Annotated in this window: 16 protein-coding genes; 3 read left to right on the plus strand and 13 right to left on the minus strand. The window is 31.8% G+C overall.

From position 1 onward, the window contains the following. Positions 1–65: 65 nt before the first annotated feature. From V7P59_RS04265 to V7P59_RS04295, 7 genes are read right to left on the minus strand one after another with little or no spacing between them, the layout of a single operon-like run. Complete coding sequence (locus V7P59_RS04265) at positions 66–944, minus strand: pseudouridine synthase (RefSeq protein WP_333808925.1); 879 nt, start codon at positions 942–944, stop codon at positions 66–68. A 28-nt stretch (positions 945–972) separates the two neighbouring features. Continuing rightward, on the minus strand, positions 973–1,893 hold the full coding sequence (locus V7P59_RS04270; protein WP_333808926.1) for a geranylgeranylglycerol-phosphate geranylgeranyltransferase: 921 nt from the start codon (positions 1,891–1,893) through the stop codon (positions 973–975). Then, entirely contained in the window at positions 1,880–2,422 is a 543-nt protein-coding gene (locus V7P59_RS04275) for a hypothetical protein (protein WP_333808927.1), read from the minus strand. Before V7P59_RS04275 ends, V7P59_RS04270 begins: the two co-directional genes overlap by 14 nt. Positions 2,423–2,424: 2 nt before the next feature. Further along, positions 2,425–3,363 carry a mevalonate kinase family protein gene (locus V7P59_RS04280; protein ID WP_333808928.1) on the minus strand — a complete coding sequence of 313 codons (939 nt, stop codon included), beginning with the start codon at positions 3,361–3,363 and terminating at the stop codon, positions 2,425–2,427. After that, the gene (locus V7P59_RS04285; RefSeq protein WP_333808929.1) at positions 3,364–3,663 is read right to left on the minus strand and encodes a type II toxin-antitoxin system RelE/ParE family toxin; all 300 of its coding nucleotides are present in this window, start codon (positions 3,661–3,663) and stop codon (positions 3,364–3,366) included. Beyond that, a complete protein-coding gene (locus tag V7P59_RS04290) occupies positions 3,660–3,869 on the minus strand; it encodes a hypothetical protein (protein WP_333808930.1) in 210 nt (69 codons plus the stop codon). The genes V7P59_RS04285 and V7P59_RS04290 overlap by 4 nt, the downstream gene beginning before the upstream one ends. Before the next feature lie 42 nt (positions 3,870–3,911). Then, on the minus strand, positions 3,912–4,991 hold the full coding sequence (locus V7P59_RS04295) for a diphosphomevalonate/mevalonate 3,5-bisphosphate decarboxylase family protein (protein WP_333808931.1): 1,080 nt from the start codon (positions 4,989–4,991) through the stop codon (positions 3,912–3,914). Between the two features lie 82 nt (positions 4,992–5,073). Between V7P59_RS04295 and V7P59_RS04300 the strand changes: the two genes are divergently transcribed. After that, a complete protein-coding gene (locus tag V7P59_RS04300) occupies positions 5,074–5,550 on the plus strand; it encodes a TspO/MBR family protein (RefSeq protein ID WP_333808932.1) in 477 nt (158 codons plus the stop codon). A gap of 33 nt (positions 5,551–5,583) precedes the next feature. Here the strand turns inward: V7P59_RS04300 and V7P59_RS04305 are convergent, their stop codons facing one another. Further along, a complete protein-coding gene (locus V7P59_RS04305) occupies positions 5,584–6,150 on the minus strand; it encodes a hypothetical protein (RefSeq protein ID WP_333808933.1) in 567 nt (188 codons plus the stop codon). Between the two features lie 177 nt (positions 6,151–6,327). Here V7P59_RS04305 and V7P59_RS04310 point away from each other — a divergent pair, with 177 nt between their 5' ends. Both V7P59_RS04310 and V7P59_RS04315 read left to right on the plus strand, forming a co-directional pair. After that, positions 6,328–7,962, plus strand: a complete 1,635-nt coding sequence (locus V7P59_RS04310) for a tetratricopeptide repeat protein (RefSeq protein ID WP_333808934.1) — start codon at positions 6,328–6,330, stop codon at positions 7,960–7,962. After that, entirely contained in the window at positions 7,962–9,320 is a 1,359-nt protein-coding gene (locus V7P59_RS04315; protein ID WP_333808935.1) for an LPP20 family lipoprotein, read from the plus strand. Before V7P59_RS04310 ends, V7P59_RS04315 begins: the two co-directional genes overlap by 1 nt. Here V7P59_RS04315 and V7P59_RS04320 read toward each other — a convergent pair. The 5 genes from V7P59_RS04320 to V7P59_RS04340 all read right to left on the minus strand — a co-directional run bounded on the left by V7P59_RS04320 (position 9,298) and on the right by V7P59_RS04340 (position 16,955). Beyond that, positions 9,298–10,521, minus strand: a complete 1,224-nt coding sequence (locus V7P59_RS04320) for an NAD(P)/FAD-dependent oxidoreductase (RefSeq protein WP_333808936.1) — start codon at positions 10,519–10,521, stop codon at positions 9,298–9,300. The genes V7P59_RS04315 and V7P59_RS04320 overlap by 23 nt on opposite strands. A gap of 89 nt (positions 10,522–10,610) precedes the next feature. Further along, a complete protein-coding gene (locus V7P59_RS04325) occupies positions 10,611–12,047 on the minus strand; it encodes an alpha-amylase family glycosyl hydrolase (RefSeq protein WP_333808937.1) in 1,437 nt (478 codons plus the stop codon). Positions 12,048–12,058: 11 nt separating this feature from the next. Beyond that, positions 12,059–12,997 (minus strand): alpha/beta hydrolase, encoded by a 939-nt coding sequence (locus V7P59_RS04330; protein WP_333808938.1) that lies wholly within the window; start codon positions 12,995–12,997, stop codon positions 12,059–12,061. Then, a complete protein-coding gene (locus V7P59_RS04335) occupies positions 12,997–14,832 on the minus strand; it encodes a glycoside hydrolase family 13 protein (RefSeq protein ID WP_333808939.1) in 1,836 nt (611 codons plus the stop codon). The genes V7P59_RS04330 and V7P59_RS04335 overlap by 1 nt, the downstream gene beginning before the upstream one ends. Positions 14,833–14,840: 8 nt before the next feature. Then, entirely contained in the window at positions 14,841–16,955 is a 2,115-nt protein-coding gene (locus V7P59_RS04340) for a glycoside hydrolase family 97 protein (protein WP_333808940.1), read from the minus strand. Positions 16,956–16,960 lie beyond the last annotated feature (5 nt).

A 16,960-nucleotide genomic window follows, 5' to 3' on the forward strand; every position in this document is an offset into this window, starting at 1 on the left:
TGTGAAAAATTTAAAAAAAAGACACAAAGAATAATCTAAGTGTCTATATGTTTTAAAAAATACGTTTAAGCATTTTTAAGATTAATGATTTCTTGTTCAGTTAAGAATCTCCAATCTCCTCTTGGTAAATTTTTCTTGGTTAAACCTGCGAATGTTACTCGGTCTACTTTTAAAACGTTATATTTCAAATGTTCGAAAATTTTACGAACAATTTTTACATTCGAAGTTTTCATTTTCAAACCGATTTCACTCTTTGGTTGGTCTTCGATATAGGATATTTCTTCAACGTAAACGCGGTGTTCTTCGATAGTTAATCCTTTTTGGATGCGCTCTAAATCTTCAAATTTTAAGTTTTTATCTAAAGTCACTTGATATACTTTAGACGAACGTTGGTTTGGAGCTGTGAATTTTTGAATAATTTCATTATCATTGGTAAACAATAACAAACCCGTTGTAGTTTTATCCATTCTTCCTACAGGTTGTAACTTTGCTTTAGTAGCATTTCGAACCAAATCCAAAACATTAGCAGAACCTTTTTCTTCATCACCTGAAGTAGAGAAGTTTTTTGGTTTGTTCAATAAAATATATTCTTTTTTTTCTGGCGTAATGTTCACACCATCAAATTGTACAACATCAGTCAATTTTACTTTATAACCCATTTCGGTTACTACTTCGCCATTTACTTTTACGTTTCCGCTTTGAATGTAAATATCCGCATCTCTTCTGCTACAAACACCCGAATTAGAAATATAACGATTCAAACGAATTTCGTCTGGATTAGATGGTTGTTTTGGTTTATTCGACTTTGGAGCATCTGGTTTTGGTCCAAATTTAGAAGGCGCTTTACGAATTGGTGCATTCCCTCTTGAATTACTATTTTTCTTGTAACCTCCTTGTCTTCCTGAACCTGGATGACGTTTATCGCTATCTTGATGACGTGACATATTCTAAACAATTTTTGCAAAGATATAACTAATATGCTGAAATCAATTTTTTGCCGTGAATTAAAACGGAAGGTTCTATTAAAACAATACAAAAAACACCTGAAACAATAATAAATTTCAATAAAAAATGAAGTTTTAGATATTCCGTCTTAGAAGTTGATTTCCATAAAAGTAAAGCAAAAAACAACAACCCAATCAAACTTAAATAGAAGTAAATATCCATATAACCCACATCATATACTTCAATTAAAAAATAAACTGGGATTAAAGTAGAAATCGTTAAAATCGAAATAATAGATTTCGCCATTTTTTCACCAAAAACAACAGGAATCGTCTTGTAATCGGCAATTAAATCACCTTCGATGTTTTCTAAATCTTTAATTAATTCACGAATTAAAATCAGCAACAACAAGAAAGTCGCATGAGCGAAAATAACATGGTAAAAATTCTTATAATACATCAAAATACCGAAAAAAGGCAAAACAGCTAAAACAGCAGCCGTGATATTTCCAATTAAAAACATTTTTTTCAACTTATGAGAATAAAACCAAATCAGAAAAATATAAGTCGAAAAGAACAAAACCGCACGCCACGAAATGAAAAACATCAACAAAGCAACGATGAAATTAATTCCAAAATAGACTTTTAGCTTAGTTTCCTGACTCACCAAACGGTCAATCATAGCTTTTTTAGGGCGATTGATTAAATCTTTTTTAGCATCGTAAAAATTATTGATAATATAACCCGAAGCAATGGTTAATGTTGAAGCAACCACGATTAAAAACAAACGCCAATCGAGAATAATATCTAATGCTCGTTTTTCGGGAGCCAAAATAAATATCGCAGAAAGATATTGCGCTAACGCTATTACCCAAATATTGTATCCTCTAATCACAGAGAAAAAACTAAATATTTTAGAAAGGACTAATTTGGATTTACGTGTTAGCATTTTTCTTTAAGAATTTAAACAATATGAAATTCAATACAAAATAAACCAGTATCTTTTTAAGTATTCCAATTCCGAATTCAGAAAAAGAAAAATACGATTTTGGTCCTCTTAATTTCAAGAATTCTTCAATTTCAATTAAAACCCAATCAAATTCAAAAATAAAAAATAATACAAGTATAGATTTAATTATTATAGAATTTTTAACTCTATTGATTCTGAATAATTGTGTTGAAAAAAGAAACCATAAAGCTGTTAAAATGGAATAAACATAAATGCTTGGAAATAATTTTTGACCAGGAAAACTATAAGTTGTATATCCAATCGAAAAAAAATCTTCATAAAAAACAGAAACAAAACCTGGTATTAATAAAAAAGCAATTAACAATCCGAAAATAGGAACCAGAGATTCTGAAAAATCAACAAAATCTGATAATCTTTGATTTTTAATAAGGTTAGAAATTATAAAAAAAACTGCATATCCAAATAAATATGCAGTTAATATATTGTATCCAAATAGAAATAATTCCATTCCTAAAAATTATAAACTACTTCTAATTTATAGTCTTTTAAGGATTCTTTTGCTTTATCTAAGTCTTGTGTAAATCCTAAAATATAACCGCCACCGCCAGAACCACATAGTTTCAAATAGTAATCGTTGGTATCGATTCCTTTTTGCCACACTTGGTGAAACTGCTCTGGAATCATAGGTTTGAAGTTGTTCAACACTACTTTTGATAATTGTTTGGTGTTTTCTAATAACGATTTTACATCGCCGTGCAAGAAATTTTCCACACAAGCATCGGTATATTTTATGAATTGTGATTTTAACATATTACGGAAACCATTATCTTTCAAGTTTTCCATGAAAATTGAAACCATTGGAGCCGTTTCGCCCACAATTCCTGAATCAATTAAGAAAACCGCACCTTTTCCTTGTGTACTTTGACTTGGAATTCCGGTTGGTTCGATGTTATCTTTCGAATTGATTAAAATTGGAATACTCAAATAACTGTTCAACGGATCTAAACCTGAACTTTTTCCGTGGAAAAACGATTCCATTTGAGAGAAAATCGTTTTTAATTGCAATAATTTTTCACGCGTTAAATTTTCTAAAACCGTGATTTTATCATTGGCATATTTATCATAAATCGCTGCTACTAAAGCACCACTACTTCCTACTCCATATCCTTGCGGAATACTGGAATCGAAATACATTCCGTTATTTACATCATTTTGCAATGTTGTTAAATCGAAAGTTACCAACTCAGGTTGCTCTGTTTGCAATTGCTCTAAATAAACAACAAATTTCTTTAAACTTTCGTTTGATTTAATAGCACTTTCAGACGAATTCCCATCGTTCTTTAAAGCACCATTATAAAAATTATAAGGAATTGAAAGTCCTTTCGAATCTTGGATAATTCCGTATTCTCCGAAAAGTAATATTTTTGAGTAAAAAAGTGGTCCTTTCATTTATATAAACTTTTTAATTTTTGATGGATTTTGACGCGTGTCAAAAACTGACAAAACTTTAATTTCTTTTATTGTGTAAGTGTAATACAAAGTTGATTGCTTCGTAATTACACATTTATGGATTCTAACATTTAATTCTGACTTTGGAAAAAGTTCAGGATTTATAACAATCAAATTTAAACTTTTATTAACTTTATTAGCAAACTTTATTCTTGAATTAATCCCAAATTCGGACTCAATGAACTCAAAAACATCTTTTAAATTTTCACGAGCTAAAGTTGTTAATACTAACTTTCTCATTTTAAATAAGGCTCTATAAATGCATTAAAATCATGCACTTCTCCATTATCTGCCTGCTTTAATGATTCTTCGAGAAATTCTTTTTGCTCTTCTGTTAAATCATCCCACCAATCTTTCTCTTCTTTTTGAAAAATTTTCCTAATAGCTTTCAATACTGAAGGATTTTCTGTTTCCATCAGCATTTTCATAAGCTCTAATTTTTCCAATCGAATGTCCATTTTTATTGAAATCTATGGTAAATATACGAATTATTTTAATTGATTTGCACCATTCCCAATTTCATCACAAATATACTGACCATTTTGACAATAGCCAACTAATTCATCTCGAATAAATTGCAATACATTTTCTTTCACATTTTCGGGATATAAAACGTGTACATTTGCTCCAGCATCTAAGGTAAAACAAACTGGAATTTGCGTTTCTTTTCTGAATTTCCAAATTTTATTGATAATTTCCAATGTATTGGGTTTCATCAAGATAAAATAAGGCATTGAAGTCATCATCATAGCATGCAAAGTCAAGGCTTCGCTTTCTACAATTTTAATGAATTCTGCTACATTTCCAGAGGTCAAAATCGCTTTTATTTGGGATAAATTTTCGTGTGCTTGCGCAAAACGTCTTTCCGCATACGGATGATTGTGCATTAAATCGTGTCCAACCGTACTCGAAACTTGCTTTTCTCCTTTATCGACTAATAAAATGGTGTCTTGATAATTTTTAAAATTTTGATGAATTTCTGAAAACTCAACTCCAAACAAATCCGAACTTCCGTTAATTTCAGCATGAGTTCCCCAAACTACTACTTCACCTTTGATGCTTCTGCAAGCACTTCCACTTCCTAATCGGGCTAAAAATGATGCTTTGGAATAGAAATAGTCATCAGAAATTGTTGGATTAATTGCTTTTTCCAAACTCATAATATTCATAGCTAAAGCTGCCATTCCAGAGGCTGAAGAAGCAATTCCTGAACTATGAGGAAAGGTGTTTTGAGTGTCAATTTTAAAATGATATTCTTTTAAAAACGGACAATATTTTTCAATTCTTTCGAAGAATTTTTGAATTTTTGGTTTGAAATCTTCTTTTGGTTTCCCTTCAAAAAGTAAATCGAAAGAAAAATCATTTGTTTCCGATTTTTTATTTACTTCCAACTTCGTAATTGTCTTACAATTGTTTAACGTAAAACTTATCGAAGGGTTCGCTGGAATTTGGTTTTCTTTCTTGCCCCAATATTTCACTAAGGCAATATTACTTGGTGCGCTCCATTCGAAACTAGCCGATTCAACAGCGTTATATGAGGTTGCGATAAAATCTTTTTCAGTAAGCATAGCTTAAAATTTTGACAAAAATACCGATTTTGATTGATTTGTTCCCTTGATATTTCGTTAATTTGCCTATAAAATTGAAAACATGAACAAATATCTTAAAATAACATATTGTGTTGCCATTTGTTTGGCTGTCGGCTATTTATCTAGTAAGGTAACACAATCGAGCATTAGTACTTGGTATCCTTTAATAAAAAAACCGAGTTTTAATCCGCCTAACTGGGTTTTTGCACCGGTTTGGACGATGCTTTTCATTATGATGGGAATTGCTGCTGGATTGGTTTGGGATAAACTAGAAACCAACAAAGAATTAGTTAAAAAAGGATTATTATTTTTTACTGTTCAGTTGCTTTTAAACGCTTTATGGTCCTATTTGTTCTTTGGATTGAATAATATTTTATTGGCTTTAATTGAGATTGTTTTACTTTGGTTAATCATTTACGAAACCTATTACATTTTCAAACAAATTGACAAAAGAGCGGGTTATTTATTTATTCCGTATTTAGCTTGGGTAGGTTTTGCAACAATTTTGACTGGCAGTATTTACTGGTTGAATTTATAAAAAAAGCGGTTCAAAATTTGAACCGCTTCTTCATTATCTATTTTTAAACTCATCCATTTCTTTATAGAAAGTTTCTTTGAATTTTTCGTAGTTATAATCTACTTTTAAACGATCATCAGCAGAAATTCTATTGTTTAATGTACTTAATAGCGCTGCATTGTTTAATTCAATTGCAATGTAAGTTTTGTATTTACCAGTTGCAGTTTTTGTTAATTCTTCACAAATAGTTTTAGTTCCAGAAATGGATTGATTAATAACCTCACGGCTTAATCCTTCATATTTAGCAATGTATTCTTGTTTACCACCAGAATTTACATCGTTAAAATAGTTATCAATAACTGCTTTTAAAGTTACTTCGATTTGTCCCGCTAATTCTAAACGCGCATTACTTAATGCCATTCTTTTAGAGTTTGCTTGATCTGGACTTTCGCCTACACTATTTGCTCTAAAGAAATCTTTATCAGTAAAGTATTTTGGACCACTGCATAAAACTTCTACTTTAACTTCACCTTTTGGAGCATCAACTGGTTTTTCTTCTTTTTTACTTCTACAAGAAGCCGCGCCAAGCACTAATAAACCTACTAAAATTGTATTTCTCATGTTTGTAATTTTTCTCATATTTCTATAATTATTTATTAAACTCTAATTTTTGGTATTAAATTTGAAAGATTTGTCAATATTAACAAAAAAAACAACTCAAAAAAACGTTTGTTTGTTATTTTTGTTTTAAAATTGTCAACCGAACTTTAACACATTTTACAAAATACGTGCCAATTTATGAAATTGAACTTTACCAAAAAATATTCTATAGCATTATCATTACTATTTGTCTTTGCGTGTAGCGTTAAAAACGCTACTTTGAAAAAAGGTGCAGAGATGGAGAAAGCGGGTAATTTTAAACAAGCTTCAGAATTATATTTAGGGGTTTTATATAGAAAACAAAACCTTCCAGAAATTGAAAACGCTTTAAGAAGAAGCGCTCAACTACATATTTCAGAAACCGCTTTTACCATCGCAAACAAAAATGAAAAAGGAGATAAAGAAGGTGTGGTAAATGAATATTATAACCTAAACACCTTTGTAAATCAAGTAAATGCTTTTACAAAAAATTTAGATATCGACCCGCAAACTAAAGCCATTTACAATAAAAACTTGGATCAATATTTAATAAGTCAGTATGATTTAGGAATTAAATATCTTTCAGAGCAGAAATTTGCTGATGCAGAAGATGTTTTTAATACTATTTCTCGATTCAACCCTAACTACAAAGACACTCAAAAACAACTAAGCATTGCGGTTAACGAGCCTGTTTATTTAAGCGGAATTCAACTTTTTGGAGAGAAAAAATACATGTCAGCTTACGAAAAATGGAATGAAATTTACTCACGTGAAGCCAACTACAAAGACGTAAAAAACAAACTACAGCAAGCCTTAAATGAACGCTATAAAGAAGGAAGTTATTATTTAATGCAAGAAAACTTCAAAGAGGCAGAATTAGCTTTTGAACAAGTTAAAAATATCAATAGTAACTATTTAGATGTAAAAAATTTACACCGTGAGGCTGCGAGCGAACCTATTTATCGTAAAGCTATTAAAGATTTGAAAAAAGGAAAATGCAGAACAGCTTACCTAGGTTTAGACGAAATTGTAAAAAGATTTGACAGTTATAAAAATGCAGACGAATTAAAATCAGAAGCTTTAGTATGTGCTGAATATCCAATTATTGTAGAATCTTATAGAGTAAGAAACTCAAATGGTTTTGAAAGCAACATTCAAAATGCAGTTATTGAAGATATTTTAGCAAGTAAAAATCCTTTTGTAAAAATTATTAAAGGAAGTAATGATATTTCTTCTCCTTATTATAATATTTCTGAAATTGGTAAGAATAATTCACAACTAAAGCGTTATGTAGAAAATTCGTATTTTAGTACAAATGCCAAAGCCGTTTTAACCATACATATTAATCAATACCAATTACAAGAAGAGCCTGTAAGAAGTTATGAGGTTAATGGATTAGAAGTAAAAAAATTAAAAGCTCGAAGTGGTGGCGATTCAATAGTTGAAAAAAGAGTAGTTTATAAAGAGTATGAGAAAAGAAGTATACTACAATCTAACATTACTTATCGATTAGTTGAGATTGCAACTGGTAAAATTTTGATGCAAAAAACAATTCAAAAAAGTGATGAAAAACAAATTCGATATGCGCGAAACAACGATTCAAATTATAAATTAATTTATCCTATTCGAACCATTGCCGATCAAATTATGAGAGACGAGTCTAATTATAAAAACTTACAGACTCTTTTTCAAACCAGCGACCAAATTAACAGCCAATCATTAGCTGACACTATTTTAACCGATTTTAGAAAACGAATTGTTTCTGAAATTTTGCTTTTTAATCCAGAAGAATAATGCTTAAATATATCGTTTTACTCTCTAGCCTTTTTGTTTTTTTCTCTTGTGGAAGTTCTAAAAACAACTCTGCAATACCTGAAAACGCACCAGAATGGGTTTCAAAAACTCCTTTAAGTAATTTCAATTACATTGGAATTGGGATGGCGCCTAAATCTTCATCAGATTATAGAGAAAAAGCCCAAAAAATGGCTCTTACCGAAATTTCAAATAGTATTTCGGTTACCGTATCTAGTAATAATTCATTAAATGTATTTCAATATGATAATACTTTTAATGAGTTTTATCGTATGAATAGTATGGTTTCAAGTGCTGCTTATTTAGAAGGCTATGATATTGTTGATGTTTTCGAAACAGAACATTATTATTACACTTATTTGAGTTTGTCAAAACAAAAACACCAACAATTACGAAAAGCCAGAATTAATAAAGCATTAGAAGCTTCCATTTTTAAATTTGATTACGCCAAAAAATTAACTGCAGAAAAAGACTTTTCAGAAGCTATAAAACAACAAATTTTAGCTTTAGAAGACATTAGCGAATTTTTAAATGAAGATTTACGATATACAGAAAATCAAACAGAAAGACCATATGTTAGTCTTTTAATGAATACGATTTTCGCTAATTTGAATCAAATTGAAATTTCGTTTCCACTAAAGCAGTTGAATATAAAACACGCTTCAGATGCAAAAGATATTTCCATTCAACCTATAATTATTCAAACACAAAATAAAGCTTTGAGTAATATTCCTATTTCTGTATTTTACTCTTGGCAACCAGGACAAAACTTAGATTTAGTTTCGGAAAGCAATGGAACTATTTCATTACTGATCCCGAGAAATTGTAGTAAAAATAATTTGGAAAAAATCACAGCAGTTTTAGACACTTATTCTTTGGTAAAAAATTTAAGTCAAAACCGAGTAGTTCAAAAAATATTTGAAAATTATCAGTCTAAAAAATTTGAATTAGCGATTGCAAAACAATTACCTACGATTGAATTTGACATTTATTTACTTGAAAATTCTAAGAAAAATTTGAATGCATTAGAAGACGAGTTATTTCAAATTTTTTCATCCGATTATTTCACATTAGCTTCAAAAAAAGCGAAAAAAGATTTTACTATTACTATCGAAAGTAAAAAGATTGAAAACTTACAAGTAAATGGTAAAATTTCTACCAAATTAGAAAGTCGAATTAAAATTACGAACACCAATAATCATATTGTGTATCAAGAAACTCTTCATAATATCATTGGAATTGGTTCAAGTGCGGAATTAGCTGAACAAGACGCTTTACAATCGCTTATGGATAAAATCAAAATTGTAAATTATAGCGCTATGGTTCAAGCGATGTTATAGTATTAGCAACGATAAAACCGCCAGTCCAAGCGTTTTGAAAATTAAATCCACCTGTAATAGCATCTATATTAAGAATTTCACCTGCAAAAAATAGATTCGGTAGAATTTTGCTTTCCATGGTTTTGAAATTCACTTCTTTCAAGTCGATTCCGCCAGCAGTAACGAATTCTTCTTTGAAGGTGCTTTTACCGTTTACCTGAAATTCAGCTTGGGTTAATTGTTCGGCTAACGTATTTAATTGTTTTTTATTTACATCTGCCCATTTGGTTTCTTCAGAAATTCCCGCTGCTTTTACCAAGTTTTCCCAAAGTCGTTTTGGCAAATCGAAATGGGCATATTTTGAAACTAATTTTTTAGAATTCTCTTCTTTGATATTTTTCAACAAATCAATGGCTTCTTCAAAATCCGTTTCATTTAACCAATTCACTTGAATAGCAAATTGGTATCTTTTGTCTGCTAATTCTCGAGCTCCCCAAGCCGAGAGTCGTAAAATACCTGGCCCACTCATCCCCCAATGTGTAATCAACAAAGGTCCAGATGCTTCTAATTTTGATTTTTTTACTTTTACGGATGCCAAAGTGGAAAGTCCCATTAAATCTTTAATTCGAACATCTTTGATATTGAAAGTAAACAATGATGGAACGGGCTCAACAATTGTATGTCCCAAATTTTGTAACAATTCCCAAATTTTTGGATTACTACCTGTTGTCATTACCACTTTTTGGCAACTAAAAACCTCTTGATTGGTAGAAATTTTCCAGTAATCATCACCTTGATACAATTCTTGAACACTATGACCCGTTAAAACATCAATTTTAAGGTTCTGAGTCGCTTTTAAAAAACAATCGATTATCGTCTGCGATGAGTTGGAAACTGGAAACATTCTACCATCGTCCTCGATTTTGAGTTCAACTCCATGTTTCTCAAACCATTCAATCGTATCTCCAGAACAAAATTGATGAAACGGCCCTCTGAGTTCTTTTTCTCCTCTTGGATAAAATTTAACCAATTCATTTGGTACAAAACAAGCATGGGTAACATTGCAACGACCGCCACCAGAAATGCGAACTTTTTCTAAAACGCTTTTCCCACGTTCTAGAATAGCTACTTTTAGTTTCGAATTTTTCTCTACAATATTAATTGCTGTGAAAAATCCGGCAGCACCTCCGCCGATAATAATGATGTCGTATTTTGAGTTCAATGAATTTGTTTTTGCAAATATCGTTATTTTCAAAATAAAAAGCCCTATTGGTGTACAATAGGACTTTAAATGTGGTTTTTCAAAATTAATTAGATCGTTAATATGAAATACTCGAAAGGTTGTATCGTATAAACTTGTTTGTTATTTAACCCCATCATTTTACCAGTCATATAATTTGTAAATTCGCCTGTAATTGCAATTTTTGTATTTATTGGATTGTTTGAAAAATTCGCGATATAAACTACTTTTTTACCGTTTTTTTCACGAATAAAAGCTAAAATATTGGCATCATCATCTGTCTTGATTCGGGTATATTTCGCTTTGTTTTTCCCACCATTTAACGCAGGATTTTCAGTTTTTAGCTTTCCTAATTTTGCTCTTAATTCCCAATCTTTTCCTTTTGTTTTTGGAATAGAATCTTTTTCAAAAAATTTCAAACTGTGATTCAAACCGTATTCATTTCCACTATAAATTAAAGGCATTCCTGGCATTACATAGGATAAAGCTGTCATGGCTTCCTCTCCTCTGCCTAATCTACTTTTTAACGTTCCATTCCATGAATTTTCATCGTGATTATCAACAAAATTCATCAAAATATCATCCGCTTCATAATCTTTATTTACCTTTTGAATATATGCATCCCATTCTTTTACGGTATTTTTTCCTTGAGCTATTCTATTCATGGTGTGATGCGCTTCCCAACCATACGCCATATCAAACAAACCATCTTTTAACAATTCAGGTTCCCAAGCTTCTGCTAACATGAAAATATTCTTTTCTTTACGCAATTGCGGAATAGCTTGCTGCCAAAAATCTAAAGGTACATTTCCTGCCACATCACAACGGAATCCATCAATGTTTTCGTTTTTAATCCAATGCAACATATCAGAAGTCATTTCTTTGCGCAATTCTTGATTGTCATAATTCAAATCAGCAACATCAGACCAACCCCAAGATTTTCCAGTTTCTGGATTGATTGGGTCGATGATTTCTCCTTTGCCATTTTTCGTGTAATATTCTGGATGTTCTTTAATCCAAACGTGATCCCACCCTGTGTGATTTGGAACCCAATCTAAAATCACATAAATCCCATTATCATGAGCTGTTTTTACTAAATTTCTAAAATCTTCAATTGTTCCAAACTCCGGATTTACTTTTTTGAAATCAGAAACCGCATAGTAACTTCCTAAGTATTTGTGTTGTTCTTCTTTTGGCATTTCAGATGCAAACTTACTATCGTCGCCACCAGTAGCTTTTCTTTTCGTCTGTGAAATGGGAAAAATAGGCATTATCCAAATGATTTTTACTCCCAATTCTTTCAATTGCGGAATATCTTTAGTAAAGGCATTAAAAGTTCCTTCTGGTGAATACTGACGGATATTTACTTCATAAATGACAGCACTTTCTTCCACTTCTGGAGAAAATTTTGCGATTTCAGTTTTTGAATTTTCTGCCGTTTTTTCTGTTTCGTTTTTACAACTAAACAAAGTTAAAACAGCTAATGCAGTAACGATTGTCTTTTTCATTTTTTATAGTTTTATTTTCCAAACATAAATTCTAACGGAATATTGACTCTTTTTTGCCAAGAAGCTTCGGAATGGTTTTCGCCTTCAAACTTTAAATTTCGAGAATCTACATCCGTATATCCTTTTGCTTTTAAAATTTCATCAACTCGATATTCATATTTTATATAGAAAGCATCTAAAGTTTCTGTTCCGTAATCAAAATATATTTTGTGGTTTTTAGCTTCGGGTAATTTCTTTTCCATATACGCGAAAAAAGATTCCGGAATGGGATTGTTATCAAATTCTCTAAATCCAATCCAATGCGTTGATAAACAAGCCGCTTTTCCAAAAATAGTTGGATATTCACATAAAGCATACATCGAAATCAATCCGCCCATACTTGAACCCATAATAGCTGTATTGTTCGCAGTTGTTAAAACCGAATACTTTTTATCAATGTAAGGCTTCAATTCTTCTACAATAAATTTCAAATAGTTATCCGAATTTATTTTGCTGTCATCAAATGGAAATTGCGATTTTTTGGCTTCTATTTGAATTTTCTCTTTTAACTCATTTGAAAGCGATTCGTAAGGTTTTTTTGGATACAAATCCATGTGACGTAAATTTGGAATGTTCCAAATAGCTACGACAATAAAATCATTCACTTTATTTTCTAGCATAAGTTGGGATGCCACTTCATCAACTTTCCATTCTTGTTTGTTCCAAGTTTTAGTTGAATCAAAAAGCATTTGTCCATCATGTATATACAAAACATTGTACTTTTTTGTTTTAGAATAGGTTTTTGGTAACCAAACATCAACCGTTCTTGGCACAACATATTTTGATGGAAAACTATCTACTCTTTCAATATTTCCTTCAAATTTTCCTGAATTTTCAAGAACATATGATTTTATCTTACTTTGAGAAAAAGTAAAACAAGAGCATAATAGAAAGAGTAATAGTTGTTTCATTATTTCAATTCTAAAATCATTGCCGATTTTCCATCTATCGCTAATTCAGTTTTCAAATCGATAGTTTTTCCTGAAAGAATATCATTTCCAGAAGTAAACAATTTGATATTTTCTTGAAAACGAGAAAGATTCAATTTCTGAGTATCAGGAGCATTATTGATAACCACCATAACAGTTTCTTTGTCATTGTGACGGAAATACACATACACATTATTTTCAGGAATGTAATGCGTTAGTTTTCCAGTGTGAATCACTTCCTTGTTCTTTCTCCAATTCAGAACTTTCTTTGAAAAATCGAAATATTTGGCTTGTTCAGCTGTTCTTCCACTATCAGAAAATGCATTGTTTGTATCGCCTTTCCAACCACCCGGAAAATCTTGACGAATATCGGCATCGCCTTTTCCTTTGTCGCCCGCCATTCCAATTTCAGAACCGTAATATAATTGTGGAATTCCTCTCATGGTTGCCATTATGGTCATTCCTAATTGGTATTTTTTAAAATCGTTTTGATAAATCTGATTGAAACGACCTGTATCATGATTCTCTAGGAAAATCAACAAATTATTTGGGTCGGCATATAAGAAATCGTTTACGAAATTCTCGTAAAATTTAATCATTCCGTTGCTCCAATCGGCTCTATCTTCATTGAAAACATTTCCAAAAACATCGTGCAATGTAAAATCCATCACGCTTGGTAAATAGGAATTATAACTTTGAATTTTAGCAATTGGACTGTCTTTTTGCCAATACGAAATTTGGGCTTGATCGTGCATCCAAACTTCACCTACAATATTGAAATATGGGTATTCATCTGTAATCGCTTTTGTCCATTTTGCAATTCCTTCTTTATCATTATACGAATAAGTATCTACTCGAAAACCATCTAAATCAGCATATTCAATCCACCAAATCGCATTTTGAATTAAATAATTCAATACCAAAGGATTCGATTGATTCAAATCGGGCATACTTGGCACAAACCAACCATCCATACATAGTTTTGCATCAATTTTTGAACCATTTGTATCGTATTGTGTGGTCATGCGATAGTTACTTTGTTTGTAACCTGGAAATTGATGAAACCAATCGTAGGTTGGCATATCTTTGAACATCCAATGTTCAGCGCCCCAATGATTCGTAACGTAATCTTTGATTAATTTCATGTCACGCTTATGCATTTCATCGGCAAGCTTTTTATATTCTTCATTGGTTCCATAACGAGGATCAATTCTGTAAACATCTGATTGTCCGTAAGTATGATACGAATAGCCTTTGTCGTTATCTTCACACATAGGCGTGCTCCAAATTGCCGTTGCACCTAACTCTTTGATGTAATCCAAATTATTGATGATGCCTTGAATGTCTCCACCATGTCGTCCGCCTGGCAAACTCCTGTTCGCTTTTTCTTGTAGTTCTGGTGACGAATCATTATTTGGATTTCCATTTGCAAATCTATCTGGCATCAATAAATACATCACATCAGAAGCATCAAAACTTTTACGAAGCGCTGAATTTGGTTTTCTTTTTTTGATTTCGAAATTTCTTTTGAATGATTTTTTACCATTGGTAAACGTAAATTGCAATTCTTGCGCTTTTACATTTTTGGTATCAATTGTAACGAAAAGATAATTCGGATTTTCGGTTTTAGTTACATTCGTAATTATTACATTATTAGAAACTTGTACCGAATTTTGAGCGATATTCTTTCCGTAAAATAATACTTGAATTTCGCTTTTATTCATTCCTTCGTACCAAAACGGTGGTTCCATTCGATCAATTTGTGCCGAAAGCGAAAGTGTGAATAAGGTAATTAGAGAGAAAATTATTTTTTTCATAGCTTTTATTATTTAACCTCAACAATACTAATAGCGTAGCCACCGCCAGCTGCCGTTCTTAATTTCAATTTAGTTTTATTGGTTACTTTTTGTTTTGAAATTTTGTAAGCTTGTGGATTCGTTTTGTAATCCGCATCGGCAGCATCAGCGTAAATAATGGCTTCGTATTTTTTTCCTTTTTCTAAGAAATCTAAAGTAATAGTGGATGCTCTAGCATTGTATCCGTTTGAATTTCCAACGAACCAATTGTTAGAATTTTTATCTTTTCTTGCGATGGTGATGTAATAACCTGGCTCAGCTTCTAAATATTTCGAAGTTGACCATTCAACAGGAACATCTTTTATGAATTGGAACGCATCTAAGAATCGATTGTAGTTTTCTGGTAAATCGGCAGCCATTTGAAGTGGCGAATACATTACCACATATAATCCCAATTGATTCGCTAAGGTTGTATTCACATGTGAATTGTTGTTTGGATTTAATTTGGCAATATCCATTTCAAAAACTCCTGGTGTGTAATCCATTGGACCACCAAGTAATCTCGTGAAGGGCAATAAAGTAGTATGATTTGCTTTTGAACCACCAAACGCTTGAAATTCTGTACCACGAGCTGATTCGTTACCAATCATGTTTGGATACGTTCTGCAAATTCCTGTTGGGCGAACCGCTTCATGCGCATTAATCATGATTTTATAATCGACTGCTTTTTCAATCACATATTGATAATGATTTAAAATCGATTGACTATAATGATGTTCGCCTAAAGGTAAAATGTTACCTACATAACCCGTTTTAGCAGCATCATATCCATTTTCATTCATAAATTGAAATGCTTTGTCTAAATGACGCTCATAATTTCTTGTTGAACCAGAAGTTTCGTGATGCATAATCATTTTCACACCTTTAGATTTCGCATATTCGTGAATTCCTTTTACATCAAAATCAGGGTAAGGAGTAACGAAATCGAATACATAATCTTTTTCGTGACCGAACCAGTCTTCCCAACCTTCGTTCCAACCTTCTACTAAAACCGCATCGAAACCATGTTTAGCAGCAAAATCGATATATTCTTTTACGTGTTTGGTATTTGCTGCGTGTTTACCATTTGGTTTAGCTTTGGTGAAATCCGTTACTCCTAATTGTACGGATGGAATTTCATCGGTGTATGCCCAAGAGCTTTTTCCGGTAATCATTTCCCACCAAACTCCGATATATTTTACAGGTTTAATCCAAGAAGTATCTTCTATTTTACAAGGTTCATTTAAATTCAATGTCATTCTAGAAGCTAAAATATCACGAGCATCTGCACTTGCAATTATCGTTCTCCATGGCGAAACACATGGCGCTTGTAAATGTCCTTTATTTCCTTTAGCATCAGGAGTTAAATGCGATTGAAAAACTAAATTTTTATCGTCAAGATTCAAATGCATGCAAGAATAATTGATTAATGCCGCTTCGTGAATGTTGATGTAAATTCCGTCCGCAGTTTTTAACATCAAAGAAGTTTGTACTCCTGTATCTGAAAATTGTTTTTGTGATGCATTCTCAGAAACAGCACCTCGGAATAACTTTCTAATCTCAGTCAACTTACTTTCTGTAAAATCGTATTCTTGTGTATCATAATCACCAGGAATCCAAAATGCGGTGTGATCACCAGTCATAGCAAACTCGGTACGTTCTTCTTTTACTACAAAATACGTTAGGTTTTTTTGTTCAGGGAATTCGTAACGGAAACCTAAACCATCATTGAATAATCGAAAACGAATGATTACTTGTCGTTCTGTTTCGTTTTGTTTCAGAGTTAACGCTAATTCGTTGTAATGGTTGCGGATTTCGGTTTCCTCACCCCAAACGGTATTCCAAGTTTCATCGAAAGTGTTACGAACTTCGTTTACCAATTTAAAGTCATTTAATAACGACTTTTTATCTTTTTGAAGTTCTAAACCCAACTTACTTTTTTTGATGATTTCTTTGTTTTTCATGAAAAGTTGGTACGTTGGTGTACCATCATTTTCTAAAGCGAAAATCATCTTGAAATTCCCATTTGGCGATTTTAATTCTTGAGCATTCATCCCAAGAATCGAAAAAACCATTACTAATACTGAAACAAAATATTTATACATATCTA

The sequence above is a fragment of the Flavobacterium sp. genome, assembly GCF_036782315.1.
Taxonomy (GTDB): Bacteria; Bacteroidota; Bacteroidia; order Flavobacteriales; family Flavobacteriaceae; genus Flavobacterium.

What these genes read in the sequence shown, in the direction of transcription:
- V7P59_RS04335 (WP_333808939.1), bottom strand. Translation starts at nt 14,832, where the DNA reads ATGAAAAAAATAATTTTCTCTCTAATTACCTTATTCACACTTTCGCTT.
- V7P59_RS04325 (WP_333808937.1), bottom strand. Translation starts at nt 12,047, where the DNA reads ATGAAAAAGACAATCGTTACTGCATTAGCTGTTTTAACTTTGTTTAGT.
- V7P59_RS04275 (WP_333808927.1), bottom strand. Translation starts at nt 2,422, where the DNA reads ATGGAATTATTTCTATTTGGATACAATATATTAACTGCATATTTATTT.
- V7P59_RS04340 (WP_333808940.1), bottom strand. Translation starts at nt 16,955, where the DNA reads ATGTATAAATATTTTGTTTCAGTATTAGTAATGGTTTTTTCGATTCTT.
- V7P59_RS04330 (WP_333808938.1), bottom strand. Translation starts at nt 12,997, where the DNA reads ATGAAACAACTATTACTCTTTCTATTATGCTCTTGTTTTACTTTTTCT.
- V7P59_RS04280 (WP_333808928.1), bottom strand. Translation starts at nt 3,363, where the DNA reads ATGAAAGGACCACTTTTTTACTCAAAAATATTACTTTTCGGAGAATAC.
- V7P59_RS04295 (WP_333808931.1), bottom strand. Translation starts at nt 4,991, where the DNA reads ATGCTTACTGAAAAAGATTTTATCGCAACCTCATATAACGCTGTTGAA.
- V7P59_RS04270 (WP_333808926.1), bottom strand. Translation starts at nt 1,893, where the DNA reads ATGCTAACACGTAAATCCAAATTAGTCCTTTCTAAAATATTTAGTTTT.
- V7P59_RS04305 (WP_333808933.1), bottom strand. Translation starts at nt 6,150, where the DNA reads ATGAGAAATACAATTTTAGTAGGTTTATTAGTGCTTGGCGCGGCTTCT.
- V7P59_RS04285 (WP_333808929.1), bottom strand. Translation starts at nt 3,663, where the DNA reads ATGAGAAAGTTAGTATTAACAACTTTAGCTCGTGAAAATTTAAAAGAT.
- V7P59_RS04300 (WP_333808932.1), top strand. Translation starts at nt 5,074, where the DNA reads ATGAACAAATATCTTAAAATAACATATTGTGTTGCCATTTGTTTGGCT.
- V7P59_RS04310 (WP_333808934.1), top strand. Translation starts at nt 6,328, where the DNA reads ATGAAATTGAACTTTACCAAAAAATATTCTATAGCATTATCATTACTA.
- V7P59_RS04315 (WP_333808935.1), top strand. Translation starts at nt 7,962, where the DNA reads ATGCTTAAATATATCGTTTTACTCTCTAGCCTTTTTGTTTTTTTCTCT.
- V7P59_RS04265 (WP_333808925.1), bottom strand. Translation starts at nt 944, where the DNA reads ATGTCACGTCATCAAGATAGCGATAAACGTCATCCAGGTTCAGGAAGA.